Below are 17,966 nucleotides of genomic sequence, written 5' to 3' on the forward strand. Positions count from 1 at the left end.
TTTATTAGTGCTTTTCTACTACGTTAATTTCTACAGCTCCTGTTGATTCTAACAAAGCTTTTAATTCGTCTTCATTTCCATCAACTGGAATTTCCATTAAGAAATGATCATCTGTTGTTCTTGGATCTGGATTTTCAGCTTTCTTAAATGGCCAAATCTTACTTCTCATATAAAAAGTAATAACCATTAAGTGAGCCGCAAAGAATACTGTTAATTCGAACATAATTGGCACGAATGCTGGCATGTTTGTTGCCCAAGAAAAATTAGGTTTACCTCCAATATCTTGTGGCCAATCAGCAATCATAGTATACCATGTTAACCATATAGCTACAGATAAACCAGTAATACCGTACATAAAAGCAGTAATTGCTAAACGTGTTGGTGCTAATCCCATTGCTTTGTCTAATCCGTGAACTGGAAATGGACAAAAGATCTCTTCGATATGATAATGGTCGGCTTTTACCTTCTTAACGGCATCCATTAAGATATCATCATCATTATATAATGCGTGAATTACTTTATTAGTGCTCATTGTTCTCCTCTCTTAATTTTTTATAATTCTCCCCTGTTGATTTTAAGATTGTCTTAATCTCTGCTGTAGGAATTACTGGGAATGTTCTTGCATATAATAAGAATAATACAAAGAAGAATCCGATAGTTCCAATGAAGATACCAACATCAACAAACGTTGGTTCAAAACGCCACCATGTAGATGGTAATTGACCTTTACTTAATACAATTGCAATAATATCGAAACGTTCAAACCACATACCGATGTTAATAATAATTGAGATAATGAAAGACCAAATAAAACTTCTTCTAATCTTTTTAAACCATAATAATTGTGGTGTAAAGATGTTACAGATTAATAATGACCAAAATGCCCATCCGTAAGCTCCTGCTTCAGCTCCAAAAGATAAATAAGTGTAATTTTCGTAAGGTGATCCTGTATACCATGCGATAAAGAATTCAGTTGCATATGCTACTGCTACGATACCACCTGTTAAGATAATTACGATGTTCATATACTCTACGTGTAAACGTGTAATATATGCTTCCATATTTGTAACCTTACGCATAATACCTAATAAGGTTTGTACCATTGCAAATCCTGAGAAGATTGCTCCTGCTACGAAATATGGAGGAAATATTGTTGAGTGCCATCCTGGGTTAATAGATGTTGCGAAGTCCATCGATACAATCGTGTGTACAGAAAGTACTAATGGAGTTGCTAAACCTGCTAATACTAATGATACTTCTTCAAAACGTTGCCAGTCTTTAGCTCTACCAGACCATCCGAAAGATAATAATGCGTAAATCTTCTTTTGGAAAGGCTTAACAGCTCTATCACGAATCGTTGCAAAATCAGGTAATAAACCAGTCCACCAGAAAACTAATGATACCGATAAATACGTAGAAATTGCGAATACATCCCATAATAATGGTGAGTTAAAATTAACCCATAATGATCCGAATTGGTTAGGAATTGGTAATACCCAGTATCCGTTCCATGGACGCCCCATGTGAATAATTGGGAATAAACCTGCTTGGAATACCGCAAAAATTGTCATTGCTTCTGCAGAACGGTTAATTGCCATTCTCCATTTTTGACGGAATAATAATAGTACTGCGGAAATAAGTGTACCTGCGTGACCGATACCTACCCACCATACAAAGTTGGTAATATCCCATGCCCAACCGATGTTTTTACTTAAACCCCAAACACCAATACCGGTACCTACGGTGTAAAAGATACATCCAAATCCCCATAACATTGCTGCTAATGAAATATAGAATGCTACATACCAATGTTTGTTTGCTTTACCTTCTATAGGTCTAGCAATATCCTCAGTAATATCGTGGTAACTTTTGTTACCAAGTATTAAAGGTTCTCTATAAGATGATTCGTAATGAGACGACATAAATCTATATACTTGTTAATTTTATTATTAAGCTTCGTTTGTATTTCTTACTTTAACTTGGTACACAACGTTTGGTTTAGTACCTATATAATCTAATACGTGGAATGCTCTATTATCTTCTTTTAATGCTGCTACTGTATCTTCAGAGTTATTAATATCTCCAAACACCATTGCTCCTGTAGAACAAGCTTGAGAACATGCTGTTGCAAACTCATCTTTATTTACAGCTCTACCTTCTTTTTTAGCTTTTAAGATGGTAGCTTGTGTCATTTGAATACACATAGAACATTTTTCCATAACTCCTCTAGAACGAACAACTACATCTGGATTTAACACCATTTTTCCGTATTCGTTATTCATGTTAAAGTCGAACTCTTCGTTTTCTGCGTAGTTAAACCAGTTAAAACGACGAACTCTATATGGACAGTTGTTTGCACAATATCTTGTACCAACACATCTGTTATAAGCCATTTGGTTTTGACCTTGACGACCGTGAGATGTTGCTGCTACTGGACATACTGTTTCACATGGTGCGTGATTACAGTGCTGACACATCATTGGTTGGAAAGCTACTTGAGGATTCTCTGCAGGGTTTTCTAAAGCATCGAATAAATCTCCTCTGCTTAACTCTAATACCTTCTCAGTATATCTTCTTTCAACTTCTTGATTTGCTAATCCTGGGTTCTGAGCTTTAAACTCTTCTAACGTCATTGTAGCATCTTCCTGCTTATCTACAACAGTAGAAGAATAATAACGATCGATACGTAACCAGTGCATATCTCTACCTACACGAACTTCATCTTTACCAACAACAGGAACGTTATTTTCTGCGTGACATGCTACAACACATGCTCCACATCCTGTACATGAAGTTAAATCGATAGATAAGTTAAAGTGATGTCCGATACTTCTATCATGCTCATCCCATAAGTCAATCTTACTTCCTTCAACTTCTTGGTGATCGTAAGTAACCATATATGGTTTATTCCATGTATGCTTAGGATCTAAGTTTTTATTAGTTACTTCTTTTAAAGAAGCTTCCTTTAAAATATCATGACGTCCAGCAAGTGTACTTTGTACTTGAGTACAAGCAAACTTGTGCCATCCTGATGCTTTTTCTATAGAAACGTTGTATTGTACATTGCTTCCATCTTTATAAAATGGATATGCATTAATACCAACTTGCATTTCAGATTTTAATCCTTGAGTTCTACCGTAACCAACTGCTAAACCAACAGATCCTTTTGCTTGACCTGGTTGAATCATTACCGGAATATTCTTAATCGTTACTCCGTTTACAGTTACGTTTGCGTAGTTACCATCAATAGCTCCATTATCTTTTACAGGGTTAGAGAAACCTAACTCCTTAGCATCTGCCATAGATACTGTTAAGTAGTTATCCCACGCTGCACGTGTTAATGGATCAGGTAATTCTTGTAACCAAGGGTTATTTGCTTGCTTACCATCACCTAATGCTGTTGATGAGTATAAATTTAATTCGAATCCTGAAGCGTTATTAGCTGATCTTACTAAAGCAACACCCGCTGCATTTACATCAACTTCTGCTCTTTCAACATCTTCAGATACTACTTCGTTTTTAAAGAAACCATCATGTAACGCTTGATTCCAAGATGCTCCTCCTAAAACAGTAGTACTCCAAAATTCTTTTAAAGTATCATAATAGTTTACAGAACTACCAGACCACTTTAATAATACATCTTGTAACTGACGTGTATTAAATAATGGTGAAATAGTTGGCTGCATTAAACTATAAGTACCTGCTACTGTCATTACATCTCCCCAACTCTCTAAGTTGTGAGGTGCTGGTAATGTATATTGTGTAGCATTAGCTGTTGTATCATCTTGAGTAGAGATTGCAACAGATAATTTTAAGTTCTTAATTCCGTTAGCTAATTCAGTTGCGTTTGCTAAAGTATATAATGGGTTTGTGTTATAAGTAACTAAACCTTTTACTTTACCTGATTTAATATCTGCAACTAATTCTGCTACTTGAGTATCGTTACCTTGACGCGTTAAGTTAACAGCCTTCGTATCGATAACTTCACTATTTAATGCTTTATTGATTGCTAATGCAATTAACTGCGCATTTTTATCATTTAATCCTGTAACTACAACCCCTTTAGATCCTGCTTTCTTTAAATCAGCAGCTAGCTTCTTTACTTCAGTATCTAATTTTGTTGCTTTAGATGGAAGAGAACCTCCAGTTACAGCATTATATAAATTGATTAAAGCAAAAACTTGTTCAGAAGGTTTCACAACCATTCTTTTATCAGCATTTGCTCCAGTCAATGACATGTTACTTTCTATTTGAACGTGGTAAGACATTTTACCAGATTCAACTTTACGCCCTGCAGCATATGATTTTTCATAACCACCTTGCCAATCTCCTAAGAAATCTGCTCCGATAGATGCAATTACTTCAGCTTTAGAAAAATCGTAATTTGGTAATGCACGTTGACCGTACATTGCTTCAAAAGCATCAGCAGTAGCACTTTCAGAAATTGCATCGTATACTACATGCTTCACATTTGGATAAGCAGTAATAAAATCAGCAATTACTTTTTCAGTAGAAGGACTTGCTAAAGTACCTGTTAATAACACAACAGATTCGTTTGCGTCTTTTAACTGATTTAATTTTGCTACAATTTCTTTATCAGCATCAGCCCAAGAAATTTGAGTTTCACCTTTTCTAGGTTCTTTTAAACGTAAGTCACCATCATATAATGATAAAACAGATGCTTGTGTACGTGCATTTGTTTCTCCTCCTGCCTCTTTGTTAGGCATTACAAGAATTGGACGACCTTCGCGTGTTTTAACTAATACGTTTGCAAAATCAAAACCATCTGCAATTGTAGTTGCGTACCAATCAGCAACACCTACAACGATATCATTTGGTTGCACTACATAAGGAATTGATTTTCTTACTGGACCTTCACAAGCTGCTAAAGAAGCTGCCGCTGTGGTAAACCCAACATATTTCAAGAAATCTCTACGTGAAGTTGATGAAGTTTCTAATGTTTCTTTATCACCTAAAAACTCATCTGTAGGAATATCTTGTACAAACTCATTATTACGTAGCGTTTCAACAACAGAACTATCTTTTAGTTCTTCAACACTTTGCCAGTATTTTTTGTTTGAAGCCATTTATATACGTGTTTTTCTACTTTCTAATTGATTAATAGTGGCATTTACCACACTCTTTTCCACCTAACTGCGCAATTGTTACTTGCTCTACTCCATACTTCTTCGCTAATTCTTTATGAATCTTTGCGTAGTATTCATTTCCTTTTAAGTCAACCTTAGTTTCCTTATGACAGTCGATACACCAACCCATTGTTAATGGCGAGTATTGATATACTTCTTCCATTTCTTCAACTGGTCCGTGACATTTTTGACATTTTAATCCTGCAACAGTAACGTGTTGTGAGTGGTTAAAATACGCAAAGTCAGGTAAATTGTGAACTCTCACCCATTTTACTGGTTTCGTTTCACCTGTGTATTCTAATTTATCTGCATCCCATCCAACAGCATCGTAAATCTTAGCGATTTCCTTATCTAAGTCAGATTTATTTAAAGTATGATCATCCATCACCACTTTAGTATCATCGGCAACTTCTGAAATATTTTTATGACAATTCATACAAACACTTACTGAAGGAATCCCTGAATTTTTACTATGCTTTGCAGCAGAGTGACAGTATTGACAATCTATCTTATTATCTCCTGCGTGAATTTTATGAGAAAAAGCAATTGGCTGAATTGGCTGATACCCTTGATCTACCCCTACTTTAAATAAACTTCCAAACAAGAAGTATGCAGTAACTAATGCTCCGAAAATTACAGTTAACACATGTAAAAATGTGTTTTTCTTAATCCCTTCCCACAATTCTGCAGTTTGCCCCATTAACCCTGGAGTTTTTGGCGCTCCTTTTAACTCACTAATTGTTTTTAATAAACTAGCAATAATTAAAAAGGCTACAATAATTGCCGCTGCTAAAATATACAACAACCACTTTGGCGCATCTCCTTTTTGCGAACCAGCTACAGCAACATCTGCCTCACCAGCTTTCTTAATCTCACCAACAGTTGTATAATAAAGAATATCGTCGATATTCTTATCAGTTAACTGAGGGAAAGCCGTCATGTTTGACTGCTTATACTCATCAAAAATCTCGATTGCATCCTTATCTCCAGAAGCTCTTAATGCCGCATTATCTTTAATCCAAGCTTGCAACCATTCTTTACTTCTTTTCTCTTCAACTCCACCTAAAGCTGGCCCAACAAGTTTTTTATCTAACTTGTGACATGAAGCACATAAAGACTTAAATAATTTTTTACCTTCTTTCTGACGCGCTTCGTCAATCTCTTGCGAAAATGCCGAAAAACTTACGAATAAAACTAAAAGGAAAGCTAAACTCTTTACGAGAGTTTGGGTTAATCTACTGTGATGTTTCACACTTTTCATACTATAAAATATAAGTTTTGTATCTATTTTGGTACAATTTTTTCTATATAGCTGATATAAAAACAGCACATAGAAAGTTGCACAAAAGTACTACTTCTGTCTAAATTGTGAAATGTTAAGAGATTGCTAATTTATAATTTATACTAATTCTAAATAAACAACGTTAGCAATGTATTAAACAGCAAGTCGTTACTTTTGTAAAAAGATTTAAAAAAATGAAAAAACAGAAATTCATCATTACTTTTTTATTACTTCTTATTGGAGGTGTATATTTTGCTAATGGGCAATCTAACTACACTGAAAATAAAGATATTATTTCTTTAATTGAAAAGAAAAGAGAATACAATAAACGCAATGGTACTGGTTATAGAATTCAATTATATAATGGGTTAGAAAAGAGAGCTAGAAGTTTTCGTGGAAGGTTTCACGTAGAGTTCCCAGGTGTATATACAAAACTTTCTTACACTGCTCCTGAATGGAAAATACAAGTTGGGAATTACAAAACAAGATTACAAGCCGATAGAGCATTAAACAAAATAAGAGAAAAATTTAACGGAGCTATTGTTGTTCCTTTATAAAAATCTCTCTTCAAAAAAGACAAAAAAAAGAGTGTTCATAATGAACACTCTTTTTTTTATACTATCAAAAATAACTTTAATTAATAAGCTCTTTCATCATTCCCTTCATAGAAATTAATAAATGCCTGATTAACTACTCGATGACCTCCATCGGTTGGGTAATCTCCGGTAAAGTACCAATCCCCTAAATTATCAGGACATGCTTTGTGCAAACCACTTACTGGTTGAAAAATTACATCAATATCAGCTTTAATCTCTGATGTTTTAAGCATTTGAGCAATTTTAGCAGACACTTCTTTATCTGTGAAAGGCGCATAAATTTCCTTTACGAAGTTTACCACATTCTTATCCTCACTATTCTCTTGTTGCTTACATTTATTATACACTTCATCAACAATATGATATTGATTTGTTTCTTTTAACAATTCTAAAGCCGCTTTAAAAGCAATAAAATCATTGATTTTTGCCATGTCAATTCCATAACAATCTGGGTAACGAATTTGAGGCGCTGAAGAAACTACAACTATTTTCTTAGGATTTAATCGATCTAAGATCTTAATGATACTTTTCTTTAAAGTCGTACCACGAACAATACTATCGTCGATAATTACTAAATTATCTGTTGGTTTTACCACACCATAAGTTACATCGTATACATGGGCTACTAAATCGTCACGACTACTATCGTCAGTAATAAACGTTCTTAGCTTCGCATCTTTAATTGCTATCTTTTCAAAACGTGGTCTTTTTGATAAAATATCTACCACTGTTTCTTTCGACAATTTTCCGTTCCCTGCTAAAATCGCAGCTGTTTTTTGCTGATTCAACACGTCTTCTGCAGCTTCCATCATTCCAAAAAATGATGTTTCTGCAGTATTAGGAATATAAGAAAACACCGAATTTTCTATATCATTATTAATCGACTTCAATACTTCAGGAAATACATATTTCCCTAAATTTTTTCTTTCTTCATAAATTGAAGCATCACTTCCTCTAGAAAAATAAATACGCTCAAAAGAGCATGCTTTTTTAACACGTTGTTCTAAAACTGGCTTCATTGAAGTTTCACCATTCTTCTTTATAATTAATGCGTGACCTCTGTCTATTTCTTTAATAGCATCAATATCAACATTAAATACAGTTTGAATTACTGGACGCTCTGAAGCTACAACAACAACTTCTTCATCTTCATAATAAAACGCTGGACGAATTGCAGAAGGATCTCTTAACACAAAAGCATCTCCATGACCTAGTAATCCTGCCATCGCATAACCACCATCCCAATTTTTTGCCGAACGTTGTAAAATTCTCTGAATATCTAAATGCTCTTCTATAAAAGGCGAAGCATCTTTTTTACTGAATCCAGCTTCTTTCGCTTTGATATATAAGTCAGAAACTTCATCTTCTAAAAAGTGTCCAATCTTTTCCATCACCGTTACTGTATCAGTAAACTCTTTTGGATGCTGCCCTAAATCAATTAAATCGTTTAACAATTGTTTAGAGTTGGTCATATTAAAATTACCTGCAACTATTAAGCTTTGGTGTTTCCAATTACTTTGACGTAAAAATGGATGTACACTTTCTATTGAATTCTTACCAAAAGTACCATAACGAACGTGTCCTAAAAATAGGTTTCCTAAATAAGGCACATTCTCTTCTTGCCATTGAACATCATCAACCTTTTCTGGGTGCTCTTCAAAAACTCCATTAATTCTTTTATTAACTTTTCCGAAAATATCTTGAATTGGCTGTGATTTATTAGATCTAATTCTACTAATATATCTTGTACCTGGTTCAACGTTAAATTTTATGCTTGCTAAACCTGCACCATCTTGACCACGATTGTGCTGTTTTTCCATTAACAAGTACATTTTGTTTACACCATAAAATGCAGTACCATATTTATCTTTATAGTATTGTAATGGCTTTTTTAATCGAACCATTGCAATTCCGCATTCATGTTTAATAGCGTCACTCATTTGAATTATAAATATTTAGTTGTGTTGTGTGTTGTTGTTTTTAATATAAAAAAAATCCGCAGCAAAACGCGCGGATTTTTATTTATGATAACTCTATATCAAATTGTGTTAAATCTTTAAAAGACTGCAAACGTGTTAGCACTTCGTCTTTCGTTAGTTCTTCCATTCGCTGTGTTCCGAATTTCTCAACACAGAAAGAAGCTAAGTTAGAACCGTAGATAATCGCGTTCTTCATATTCTCAAACGATATATCTTCTGTTTTCGCTAAATATCCGCAGAAACCTCCTGCGAAAGTATCTCCTGCTCCTGTTGGATCAAACACTTCTGCTAATGGTAATGCCGGTGCGTAAAACATTTTTCCTTCATTAAATAATAAAGCTCCATGTTCTCCTTTTTTAATTACCACATATTTAGGACCCATTTCATGAATCTTCTTAGCAGCATTAACTAAAGAATACTCTCCAGATAATTGACGCGCTTCTTCATCGTTAATTGTAATTACATCTACTCTTTTTAAAACAGTATGCAAATCAGCTAAAGCAATGTCCATCCAAAAGTTCATAGTATCTAAAACTACTAATTTTGGTCTTTCGTTCATTTGATCTAAAACAGATGCTTGTGTTAACGGGTGTAAATTACCTAACATTACAATACCAGAGTCTTTAAATGCTTCTGGAACTACTGGTTGAAAATGCTCTAATACATTTAATTCAGTTACTAAAGTATCACGAGAGTTCATATCGTTATGATATTTACCACTCCAAAAGAAAGTCTTTCCTTCTTTAATGATCTCTACTCCATCAGTATTAATTCCTTTGTTGTTCATCATATCTAAATATGACTGAGGAAAATCTCCACCAACAACAGAAACTACTCCTGTTTCAACTCCAAATTGAGAAGCTGCTAAACCAACAAAAGTTCCTGAACCTCCTAATATCTTATCTGTTTTACCAAAAGGCGTTTCAATAGCGTCAAATGCTACGGTACCAACTGCTAATAATTTACTCATTTCTTATTTTTTTACTGTAATTTTGCACTTTTAAATAAAGTGGTCGTACGACTGTGCAAAAATAGTTTTAAAAAATGACTATCAAAGAAATACAAGAAGAAATTATTGATGAGTTTTCAATGTTTGAAGACTGGATGGAGCGCTATGAGTATATTATTGATTTAGGAAGATCGTTGCCTTTAATAAATGAAGCTTATAAATTAGATGAAAATTTAATTAAAGGATGTCAATCGAAAGTATGGTTGTATTCTGAATTAAAGAACGACACTATTGAATTTACTGCCGATAGTGATGCTATTTTAACCAAAGGTATTGTGGCGTTATTATTGAGGGTATTTTCAAACCAAACACCACAAGCTATTTTAGAAGCGAATACTAATTTTATTGATGAAATTGGACTGAAAGAACACTTAAGTCCAACTCGTGCTAATGGATTAGTATCAATGGTGAAACAAATAAAAATGTACGCAATTGCTCAACAGAGTAAATTAGCGAATTAAAGAAAGAAGAAATGACAGATAAAGATTTAGAAGATTTAGGAGATAAAATAGTTCGTGTATTAAAAACCATATTCGATCCAGAGATACCTGTAGATATTTACGAGTTAGGTTTAATATATGATGTATTCGTATCAGAAGAAAACGATGCTAAAATATTAATGACTTTAACCTCTCCTAACTGCCCAGTAGCAGAAAGCTTACCGGTAGAGATTGAGGAAAAGGTGAAAACCTTAAAAGAAATTAACAACTGTGAAGTTGAAATTACTTTCGATCCTACTTGGACTCAAGACATGATGAGTGACGAAGCTAAATTAGAATTAGGAATGCTGTAATTTATGGCAGAAGAAATTATAAATAGAGTTGCCAATAGTAAATTAATTACTATCGATCTTGAAGATTTTTATCCTCAAGGGAATCGTGTTGTTTTTGACATTAAAGATTGGCTATATGAAGGATTAATTCTTCGTGAAAAGGATTTTAGGGAGCAGGTAAATAATCATGATTGGTCTCAGTACGAAAACAACTATGTTGCTTTATCATGTTCTTCTGATGCTATTATTCCTTCTTGGGCTTATTTACTACTATCCACTCAATTATCCGAATATGCGAAGAAAGTTGTTGTTGGGAATTTAGAATTGTTAGAAACTGTTATCTATCAAGAAATCATCAATCAAATTGACACTTCAGAATTTACTGATAAACCTGTAATTATTAAAGGATGTGCAGATAAACCAATTCCTCCTTCTGCTTACACTTTATTAATAGAGAAAATTCAACCTGTCGCTAAAACAATTATGTTTGGTGAAGCTTGCTCAACAGTTCCTTTATATAAAAAGACGAAAAAGTGACTTTTTAAAAATAAGTTTGTCTAACTATACCGAGTACGTATATTTGCGCCCTCAAAAAAAACAAAAATAACATTACAATGAAAAAATTATTAGCTATCGCTTTCTTATTTGGAGCTTTAACTGTTAGTGCACAAGAAAAGAAAGAAGAACAACCAAAAGAAGGATGGAAAAGAACAGGAAACATTTCTTTTTTATTCAATCAATCAGCATTTAACAACTGGTTAGCTGGTGGAACAAACAACATTTCTGGTACTTTAGGATTAAACTACGACTTTAACTACATAAAAGGAGACTGGACTTGGGATAATAAATTAATTGCTTCTTATGGTTTAACAAAGTTAAAAGGAGAAGATATTCAAAAAACTGATGATCGTTTAGAGTTAAACTCTTTATTAGGAAAAAAAGCTTCAGGATACTGGTATTACTCGGCATTTTTTAACTTTAAAACTCAAATGTCATCAACTGATGTCGGAGGAGAACAACAATCTCACTTTTTCTCACCTGCATACTTCCAATTCGGACCTGGTATGTTATGGAAAAAGTCTGACAACTTAAAAATTAACATCGCACCAGCAACTTCTAAATTAATTGTTGTTCACGATCATTTTACTAAAGTACCATCTGCCGGAGTTAATGCTTTTAATGCTGCAGGAGGATATTTTGGAGTTGAAGCTAACGAAACTACTCGTTTCGAATTTGGTGCTGCTGTTAACGCATATTACAAATTTGATTTAATGGAAAATGTATCAGTTGAAAATATTTTAAACTTATACAGCAACTATATAGAAGAGGCTCAAAATGTTGATATTGACTATACAGTAAATGTAGTTATGAAAATTAACAAGTACTTATCGGCTAACTTAGCATTACAGGCTATTTATGACGATAATGCTTACGAAGGATTTCAAACAAGAGAAGTATTTGGTTTAGGTGTTAACTACGGTTTCTAAACAAGATAAACACAATATATCAAACAAACCTCAAAGAGAAATCTTTGAGGTTTTGTTTTTTGCTTATTTTAGCTTAAAATTAAAAAAGAATGACCTTATTAATAATTTACGCTACAGTTTCTATTTTTTTCTCTTTTCTATGTTCAATTTTAGAAGCTGTACTACTAAGTGTATCACCTACTTTTATTAATGTTAAAAAGAAAGAAGGAAAAGCATTTGCTACACAGTTAGAGACACTTAAAAAAGATGTTGACAAACCTTTAATTGCAATTCTTACACTAAACACACTTGCCCACACTGTTGGTGCTATTTTAGTGGGGGTGCAAGCCAAAGTTGCCTATGCAGAATTGTACGGAAGCGAAACTAAATCCTTTTTAGGAATTGAATTTACTGAAGATTTAATGGTTGGTGTGGTATCTTCTATTATGACTATTTTAATTTTAGTTGCTTCAGAAATTATTCCAAAAACTATAGGAGCTACTTACTGGAAACAATTGGCTAATTTTACTACTAAGGCTTTGAACATTATGATTTTTCCATTAAAATGGACAGGTATTCTTTGGATATTACAACTAACAACAAAGTTAATCGGTGGAAAAGGTGGACATGGTGAAAGTGTTTTAAGTAGAGAAGATTTTTCTGCAATGACAGATATTGCTGAGCAAGAAGGCGTTTTTCAAGAGAACGAAAGTAACGTAATTAGAAACATGTTGAACTTTAAAGATGTTCAGGCAAAACACATTATGACTCCTCGTACTGTTATTACAACTGCTGATGAAAGTCAAACCATTCAATCTTTTTTCGACGACAATAAATCACTGCGTTTTTCAAGAATTCCTGTTTTTGCAGAGAATCCTGATAACATCACAGGGTATATTTTAAAAGACCAATTACTATTAGCTTTAATTGATAAAAAAGGAGATCAGCCTTTAAAATCGATTAAAAGAAATATTATTATTGCGAATAGAGATTTATCAATCCCTAACTTGTTTGAAAAATTAATTGAACAAAGAGAGCATTTAGCTTTAGTTGTTGATGAATACGGATCGGTAAGCGGATTAGTTACCCAAGAAGATGTTATCGAAACCTTATTGGGCTTCGAAATTATGGATGAAAGCGATAACGTAGCAGATTTACAAAGTTTAGCAAGAAAGAGTTGGGAAAGGCGTGCAAAACGTCTTGGTATTATTGAAGAAGATGATACTGAGTAAACAATTCTAAAGATCAAGTATAAAAAAAGGAGTGAATTTAAATTCACTCCTTTTTTATTATATAAACTACTTTTTAACTTACTCTAGTTATTAATTGTCCAAGATATATAATACAACGAACCAATTAAACCAGATCCAGGTGCAACTACGTACTCTTTACCCGTTAAGTTTGTTCCTCCAATTTTTATTTTAGACTTTAAAGATGGTATTCTATAATTCATCTGAGCGTCTAAAACTGTTCTTGCATCAACTTGGGCATCTAAGAAACTTGATTGCCATAAAAAGTCATTTTGCCATCTTGCATTAATGTTAAATCCAAAATTTTTAAATAAGTTAGGATTACCAAACATAACTTTAAGCTGATGCTCTGGAATATTGAACCCTGGTTGAAAAGATGGGTCACTAGCCTGATCGAAAACTAATTTACTATATGTATAATTAGTTCCGAAATTAAATGTTTTAAACACTTTTGTTGTTAAACCTATTCCAACACCATAAGAATCAATATCAGCAGTTGAATTAGTATTTAAAGTAACATTGGTAACATCTCTATTAGCTAAAGCAGCTGTAGCCAATGCATCAGGTATTCCATTAGAAATAACCCCATAATTAGGAACCACCACATCTTTAAATGCTACGAAATTTTCATATTGATTATAATATCCGCTTAAATCTAATTCTACAATATTAGTTTCCCCAATATTAATAATACTTCTATATCCTAATTCATAAGATTTTACATTCTCAGCTTCAACAGGTTTTACATCAGCTTTATCAAGACTTGCAAGAGCTGTTGGTAAAGCAGGTGCTCCTCCAGCAATTAAAACACCTAAAAACTGATTATATGAATCCTTTGTATAAGACTTATTAAAAGCATCCGAACCAGTTATTGTAGAAGTTGATGGGGCACCTGTACCTGAGTTAGTAACTACAGCATTGAATCTCGTTAAGTTTTCTACTGAAGTACCTAAAATGAAACGGTTAGGCCCTGATCTTAAACCAAAAAATTGTTCTGGGATACTTGGGTTTCTAAATCCTGTTTGATAAGAAGCACGGATTATTTTATTCTTACTTCCTCCAACATCGTAAGTTAATGCAACCCTTGGCGAGTAATTTCCTTCGAAATTTTTTGCTTTATCATAACGTATAGATGCAGTTAACTTAGCTCTTTCATCTAAAAAGCTTTTTTGAATTTGAGAATAAGCTCCGTACATATCGAAGTTTATTGGACTGTCTTTATCTGTAAATAAAGTTCCTTGAGAGTTAATATTGAATTTACGGTATGAACCTCCTATTTGAATTTCAGCCCATGATATTAAATCTCTAAAATTATAATTTGCATCAGCATGATAATAACCTGTTTTATCTTTAATCCCTGCTCCTCCTTCGTTTATAGGTGTTGCGATAATTTCATCTAATGCTTTTCTGTACTCAGGTGTTCCTGGCTTCAATCTATTTCTATCTGCAAAATCACGAGCACTTTTGTCGTTTCCTGGTGTAACTCCTGGAACACCGCCAGCAAATGCAGTAGCATACTCACCAAACCAATTTTCAGAAGGGTTATATCTTTCATTTAAAGCAACCCCTGCAAATCTAAGATCATGAGTTTTATCTCCTGAATCATTACCAACATAATAACCTCTTACGAAAAAGTTTTTACCAATAACCTCTAATTTATGTTGCTCTAAAGAATAACCTTCTTGTGAAAACCTATTTGTTCCTTGGTATGAATTATTACCTTGAGAAAAACGAGAGTTATAAATTAATTCTAATTTATCGTTACCCATTGGTCTATAATGTATCGAACCGTCAAACTTAACATTATACCCATCATAATCATAAATTTGATTTTCAGCATATCCTGTTCTACTAACTCTTCCAATACCTGGTAATGGAAACACAACTTCATCTCCATAGAAATTTACCCCATCATAATCAGAGTGAGAATCTCTATCTCCTTCTTTAACAACACCTCCAACACCAGTCGTATTAGTATCATCATTCGCATGCCATTCTTCAGCTTTAAAAGCGTTAAAATTAACTTTAGCTGCAATATAATCATTAAACTTATAAGCCATTCTAACTCCTACATCGTAAAACGGATTAGTCCCTGCCGCTTCTTGAGTCATTTGACCTGTTTTAAAATAAGCACTTATTCCGTCGTAATTAAAAGGGTTTTTACTTCTCATTAAAAGTATACCGTTAAAGGCATTCGCACCATATAATGCAGAAGAAGCTCCTGGTAATATCTCAACGCTTTTAACGTCTAAATCTGACAATCCTAAAACATTACCCGCAGAGAAATTTAATGCTGGTATTGAAGTTTCAGCACCGTCAAGCAATTGTACAAAACGGGTGTTATCAAAAGTAGCAAAACCTCTTGAGTTAATTGCTTTATAACCATAATTCGACTCTCTAGATTCTATTCCTTTTAAATTAGCTAAACCATCATAAAAAGAAACTGAAGTATTTCTTTTCATATCTGTAATACCAATTCTTTCGATAGTAACTGGAGATTCAATAATACGTTCTGGAGATCTCGATGCAGAAATAACAACTTCATCTAAAGCTGTATTTTCTTTTAAAATTACATTTACCTCTTGATCTTTAGAAGTAATTTCAATTACTTCTGTTTTGTATCCAAAAGCTGAAACTTGAATAGAAAAAGGGAATTTTGCTTTAACAGATATCGTGAAATTTCCATCAATATCTGAAGTTGTTTGTCCTTGTACTGAATTGATTAAGGCACTCGGAAAAGGCTCAAGATATTCATCATATACCTTTCCTGTAATTGTAGTTTGCCCATAAAAAGACATACTACATAAAACAAAAACTGTTAATAGTAGTTTTTTAAACATAGTGTTTATTTTAATTAATTGTATTTATTATTGAGGGATATTTACTCGTCTAAAGCAAACATAATTGGAAATCCGTATTTTACTGAAGTACGACTTCCGTCTTTTTTAGCTGGTGAAAATTGCGGTAATTGCGCAACTACTCTTTTAGCTTCTTGATTAAGTATTTTACCGTTTTTAGGCCCTAAAGTTTTAATGTTTCTAATATCACCATTCTTATCAATGATAAAACGAACCCAAACTTCTCCTTGGATTGATTCTTTTACAGCTTGACTTGGATACCTAAAGTGCTTAGAGATATGCTTTATCATTTCTTCATTGAAACAATCTATACGCTCTCCTTTTTTTGCTTTTTTACAAGCATTAAATGAAGGTATTTTATCAACTGCACTAAACTTTGATGCTTTTCTAACTTCTTCGGCAGACAGCTTATTTTTAATATCTTCTATATTGCTTTTTAAAGATATTGATTGAGTTAATACGGGCTTTTGCTCTGTACTTGCAACTCCTGAAGTACCAATTCCAGAAACTCCAGATACTGCTTTCTTTTTAAAAGCTTCTCTTTTTTTCAGGTATCTTCTATTCGCGGATACCTTAACCGTAATCTGTCTTGATTTTTTGTTTTTCTTACTTTTAGATTCTTTAATAGTACATTTTGTAACACTTATACTATTCACATCTATTTCAGCTTCATCAGGGGTTTCACATACTTCTTGTGAAAAAATGTTAACAGAAAAAATTAATGCTAACATTAATAATAAAAATTTTCTCATAATACTGGGGGGTATTTATCTGTAAATCAGGCTTTATTAAAAATAAAACAAAATAAACTAGCTTACAAAAATATCCTTTTTTATTATAAAAAAATGTTAAAAGAGTTAAAAACAGGAAAATAACTGTTAATATTTATAGCTAATCCAACTTAAAACTCATTGGAAAACTATATTCTACTTCTTTTTTTACACCATCGTGTTTTCCTGGCAAGAAATCTGGCAGTAATGAAACTATTCTTTTTGCTTCTTTCTTTAAGATTTTATGCTCTTTGTTTTCAACTTTAACACGTATATCTTTTACTTTACCATTTACATCAATAATAAAACTCACTTCTAAATCACCTTCAATTTCTTTTTCAAGAGCAATTTCTGGATATATAAAATGTTTTATAATATGTTTTTCCATCTCATAATTAAAACAATCTTCTTTATTTATCGAAGTATCTCTACAAGATAAAAACAATGGAATTTCTTCTATAGTATTAAAAGAGATTACTTCTTCAACTATCTTAAGTTTATTCTTTTCTAATGCATTCTCTTTAGGAGCAACCTGATTAACATTCTTTGTTTTTAATGCATTTGAAACACTAGCAATTCTCGGAATTAAAGATTCTCTCTTTTTTAAATACCTTCGGCTTCTTATCGTTATATTATTAGCACTTATTTCTTTATTATTTATATCTTTTTTTGCTTCAGTTATTTCACATTTGTTTATAGAATTTAAATCTACCAACGTGGTTTCCTTTTCAGTACATTTTTCCTGAGAAAAAATCTGAAAAACAAAAAATTGAATTACAAATAGTAGGATTACTTTTTTCATAACTATATATATTTAAACCAATATATTATGTTAGA

General features: G+C 32.9%; 15 protein-coding genes. 6 read left to right on the forward strand and 9 right to left on the reverse strand.

All coding sequences use genetic code 11. The features are described 5' to 3' along the window. Positions 1–4: 4 nt before the first annotated feature. Genes H3Z83_RS05910 through H3Z83_RS05925 form a run of 4 tightly spaced genes read right to left on the reverse strand, consistent with a single transcriptional unit; the run spans position 5 to position 6,408 of the window. A complete protein-coding gene (locus H3Z83_RS05910; protein WP_182124561.1) occupies positions 5–532 on the reverse strand; it encodes a DUF3341 domain-containing protein in 528 nt (175 codons plus the stop codon). Then, the gene (nrfD, locus tag H3Z83_RS05915; RefSeq protein WP_182124562.1) at positions 522–1,922 is read right to left on the reverse strand and encodes an NrfD/PsrC family molybdoenzyme membrane anchor subunit; all 1,401 of its coding nucleotides are present in this window, start codon (positions 1,920–1,922) and stop codon (positions 522–524) included. The genes H3Z83_RS05910 and nrfD overlap by 11 nt, the downstream gene beginning before the upstream one ends. Positions 1,923–1,949: 27 nt before the next feature. Beyond that, complete coding sequence (locus H3Z83_RS05920; RefSeq protein ID WP_182124563.1) at positions 1,950–5,087, reverse strand: TAT-variant-translocated molybdopterin oxidoreductase; 3,138 nt, start codon at positions 5,085–5,087, stop codon at positions 1,950–1,952. A gap of 31 nt (positions 5,088–5,118) precedes the next feature. Continuing rightward, the gene (locus H3Z83_RS05925) at positions 5,119–6,408 is read right to left on the reverse strand and encodes a c-type cytochrome (RefSeq protein ID WP_182124564.1); all 1,290 of its coding nucleotides are present in this window, start codon (positions 6,406–6,408) and stop codon (positions 5,119–5,121) included. Between the two features lie 215 nt (positions 6,409–6,623). Here H3Z83_RS05925 and H3Z83_RS05930 point away from each other — a divergent pair, with 215 nt between their 5' ends. Continuing rightward, positions 6,624–6,986 carry an SPOR domain-containing protein gene (locus H3Z83_RS05930; RefSeq protein ID WP_182124565.1) on the forward strand — a complete coding sequence of 121 codons (363 nt, stop codon included), beginning with the start codon at positions 6,624–6,626 and terminating at the stop codon, positions 6,984–6,986. Positions 6,987–7,066: 80 nt separating this feature from the next. On the opposite strand, the gene H3Z83_RS05935 is transcribed toward H3Z83_RS05930, so the two are convergent. Further along, positions 7,067–8,965, reverse strand: coding sequence for an amidophosphoribosyltransferase (locus H3Z83_RS05935; RefSeq protein ID WP_182124566.1), 1,899 nt, complete (start codon positions 8,963–8,965; stop codon positions 7,067–7,069). An 82-nt stretch (positions 8,966–9,047) separates the two neighbouring features. Next, positions 9,048–9,974, reverse strand: coding sequence for a PfkB family carbohydrate kinase (locus H3Z83_RS05940; RefSeq protein ID WP_182124567.1), 927 nt, complete (start codon positions 9,972–9,974; stop codon positions 9,048–9,050). Between the two features lie 74 nt (positions 9,975–10,048). Between H3Z83_RS05940 and H3Z83_RS05945 the strand changes: the two genes are divergently transcribed. The 5 genes from H3Z83_RS05945 to H3Z83_RS05965 all read left to right on the forward strand — a co-directional run bounded on the left by H3Z83_RS05945 (position 10,049) and on the right by H3Z83_RS05965 (position 13,483). After that, positions 10,049–10,474: a SufE family protein gene (locus tag H3Z83_RS05945; RefSeq protein ID WP_182124568.1), complete on the forward strand. Its 426-nt coding sequence runs from the start codon at positions 10,049–10,051 to the stop codon at positions 10,472–10,474. An 11-nt stretch (positions 10,475–10,485) separates the two neighbouring features. After that, positions 10,486–10,806 (forward strand): DUF59 domain-containing protein, encoded by a 321-nt coding sequence (locus H3Z83_RS05950; protein WP_182124569.1) that lies wholly within the window; start codon positions 10,486–10,488, stop codon positions 10,804–10,806. A gap of 3 nt (positions 10,807–10,809) precedes the next feature. Beyond that, positions 10,810–11,322, forward strand: coding sequence for a DUF2480 family protein (locus H3Z83_RS05955; RefSeq protein WP_182124570.1), 513 nt, complete (start codon positions 10,810–10,812; stop codon positions 11,320–11,322). Positions 11,323–11,399: 77 nt separating this feature from the next. Further along, on the forward strand, positions 11,400–12,272 hold the full coding sequence (locus H3Z83_RS05960; RefSeq protein ID WP_182124571.1) for a DUF3078 domain-containing protein: 873 nt from the start codon (positions 11,400–11,402) through the stop codon (positions 12,270–12,272). Positions 12,273–12,361: 89 nt separating this feature from the next. Then, complete coding sequence (locus tag H3Z83_RS05965; protein WP_182124572.1) at positions 12,362–13,483, forward strand: CNNM domain-containing protein; 1,122 nt, start codon at positions 12,362–12,364, stop codon at positions 13,481–13,483. Between the two features lie 83 nt (positions 13,484–13,566). Here H3Z83_RS05965 and H3Z83_RS05970 read toward each other — a convergent pair whose 3' ends face one another. The 3 genes from H3Z83_RS05970 to H3Z83_RS05980 form a co-directional block, all read right to left on the reverse strand. Beyond that, positions 13,567–16,341, reverse strand: coding sequence for a TonB-dependent receptor (locus tag H3Z83_RS05970; RefSeq protein WP_182124573.1), 2,775 nt, complete (start codon positions 16,339–16,341; stop codon positions 13,567–13,569). A gap of 41 nt (positions 16,342–16,382) precedes the next feature. Further along, positions 16,383–17,111, reverse strand: a complete 729-nt coding sequence (locus H3Z83_RS05975; protein WP_182124574.1) for an energy transducer TonB — start codon at positions 17,109–17,111, stop codon at positions 16,383–16,385. A gap of 139 nt (positions 17,112–17,250) precedes the next feature. Continuing rightward, positions 17,251–17,931, reverse strand: coding sequence for an energy transducer TonB (locus H3Z83_RS05980; RefSeq protein ID WP_182124575.1), 681 nt, complete (start codon positions 17,929–17,931; stop codon positions 17,251–17,253). Positions 17,932–17,966 lie beyond the last annotated feature (35 nt).

The sequence above is a fragment of the Tenacibaculum pelagium genome (assembly GCF_014062345.1).
GTDB lineage: Bacteria > Bacteroidota > Bacteroidia > Flavobacteriales > Flavobacteriaceae > Polaribacter > Polaribacter pelagius.

What these genes read in the sequence shown, in the direction of transcription:
- nrfD (WP_182124562.1), bottom strand. Translation starts at nt 1,922, where the DNA reads ATGTCGTCTCATTACGAATCATCTTATAGAGAACCTTTAATACTTGGT.
- H3Z83_RS05910 (WP_182124561.1), bottom strand. Translation starts at nt 532, where the DNA reads ATGAGCACTAATAAAGTAATTCACGCATTATATAATGATGATGATATC.
- H3Z83_RS05920 (WP_182124563.1), bottom strand. Translation starts at nt 5,087, where the DNA reads ATGGCTTCAAACAAAAAATACTGGCAAAGTGTTGAAGAACTAAAAGAT.
- H3Z83_RS05940 (WP_182124567.1), bottom strand. Translation starts at nt 9,974, where the DNA reads ATGAGTAAATTATTAGCAGTTGGTACCGTAGCATTTGACGCTATTGAA.
- H3Z83_RS05980 (WP_182124575.1), bottom strand. Translation starts at nt 17,931, where the DNA reads ATGAAAAAAGTAATCCTACTATTTGTAATTCAATTTTTTGTTTTTCAG.
- H3Z83_RS05925 (WP_182124564.1), bottom strand. Translation starts at nt 6,408, where the DNA reads ATGAAAAGTGTGAAACATCACAGTAGATTAACCCAAACTCTCGTAAAG.
- H3Z83_RS05955 (WP_182124570.1), top strand. Translation starts at nt 10,810, where the DNA reads ATGGCAGAAGAAATTATAAATAGAGTTGCCAATAGTAAATTAATTACT.
- H3Z83_RS05975 (WP_182124574.1), bottom strand. Translation starts at nt 17,111, where the DNA reads ATGAGAAAATTTTTATTATTAATGTTAGCATTAATTTTTTCTGTTAAC.
- H3Z83_RS05930 (WP_182124565.1), top strand. Translation starts at nt 6,624, where the DNA reads ATGAAAAAACAGAAATTCATCATTACTTTTTTATTACTTCTTATTGGA.
- H3Z83_RS05970 (WP_182124573.1), bottom strand. Translation starts at nt 16,341, where the DNA reads ATGTTTAAAAAACTACTATTAACAGTTTTTGTTTTATGTAGTATGTCT.
- H3Z83_RS05960 (WP_182124571.1), top strand. Translation starts at nt 11,400, where the DNA reads ATGAAAAAATTATTAGCTATCGCTTTCTTATTTGGAGCTTTAACTGTT.
- H3Z83_RS05950 (WP_182124569.1), top strand. Translation starts at nt 10,486, where the DNA reads ATGACAGATAAAGATTTAGAAGATTTAGGAGATAAAATAGTTCGTGTA.
- H3Z83_RS05935 (WP_182124566.1), bottom strand. Translation starts at nt 8,965, where the DNA reads ATGAGTGACGCTATTAAACATGAATGCGGAATTGCAATGGTTCGATTA.
- H3Z83_RS05945 (WP_182124568.1), top strand. Translation starts at nt 10,049, where the DNA reads ATGACTATCAAAGAAATACAAGAAGAAATTATTGATGAGTTTTCAATG.
- H3Z83_RS05965 (WP_182124572.1), top strand. Translation starts at nt 12,362, where the DNA reads ATGACCTTATTAATAATTTACGCTACAGTTTCTATTTTTTTCTCTTTT.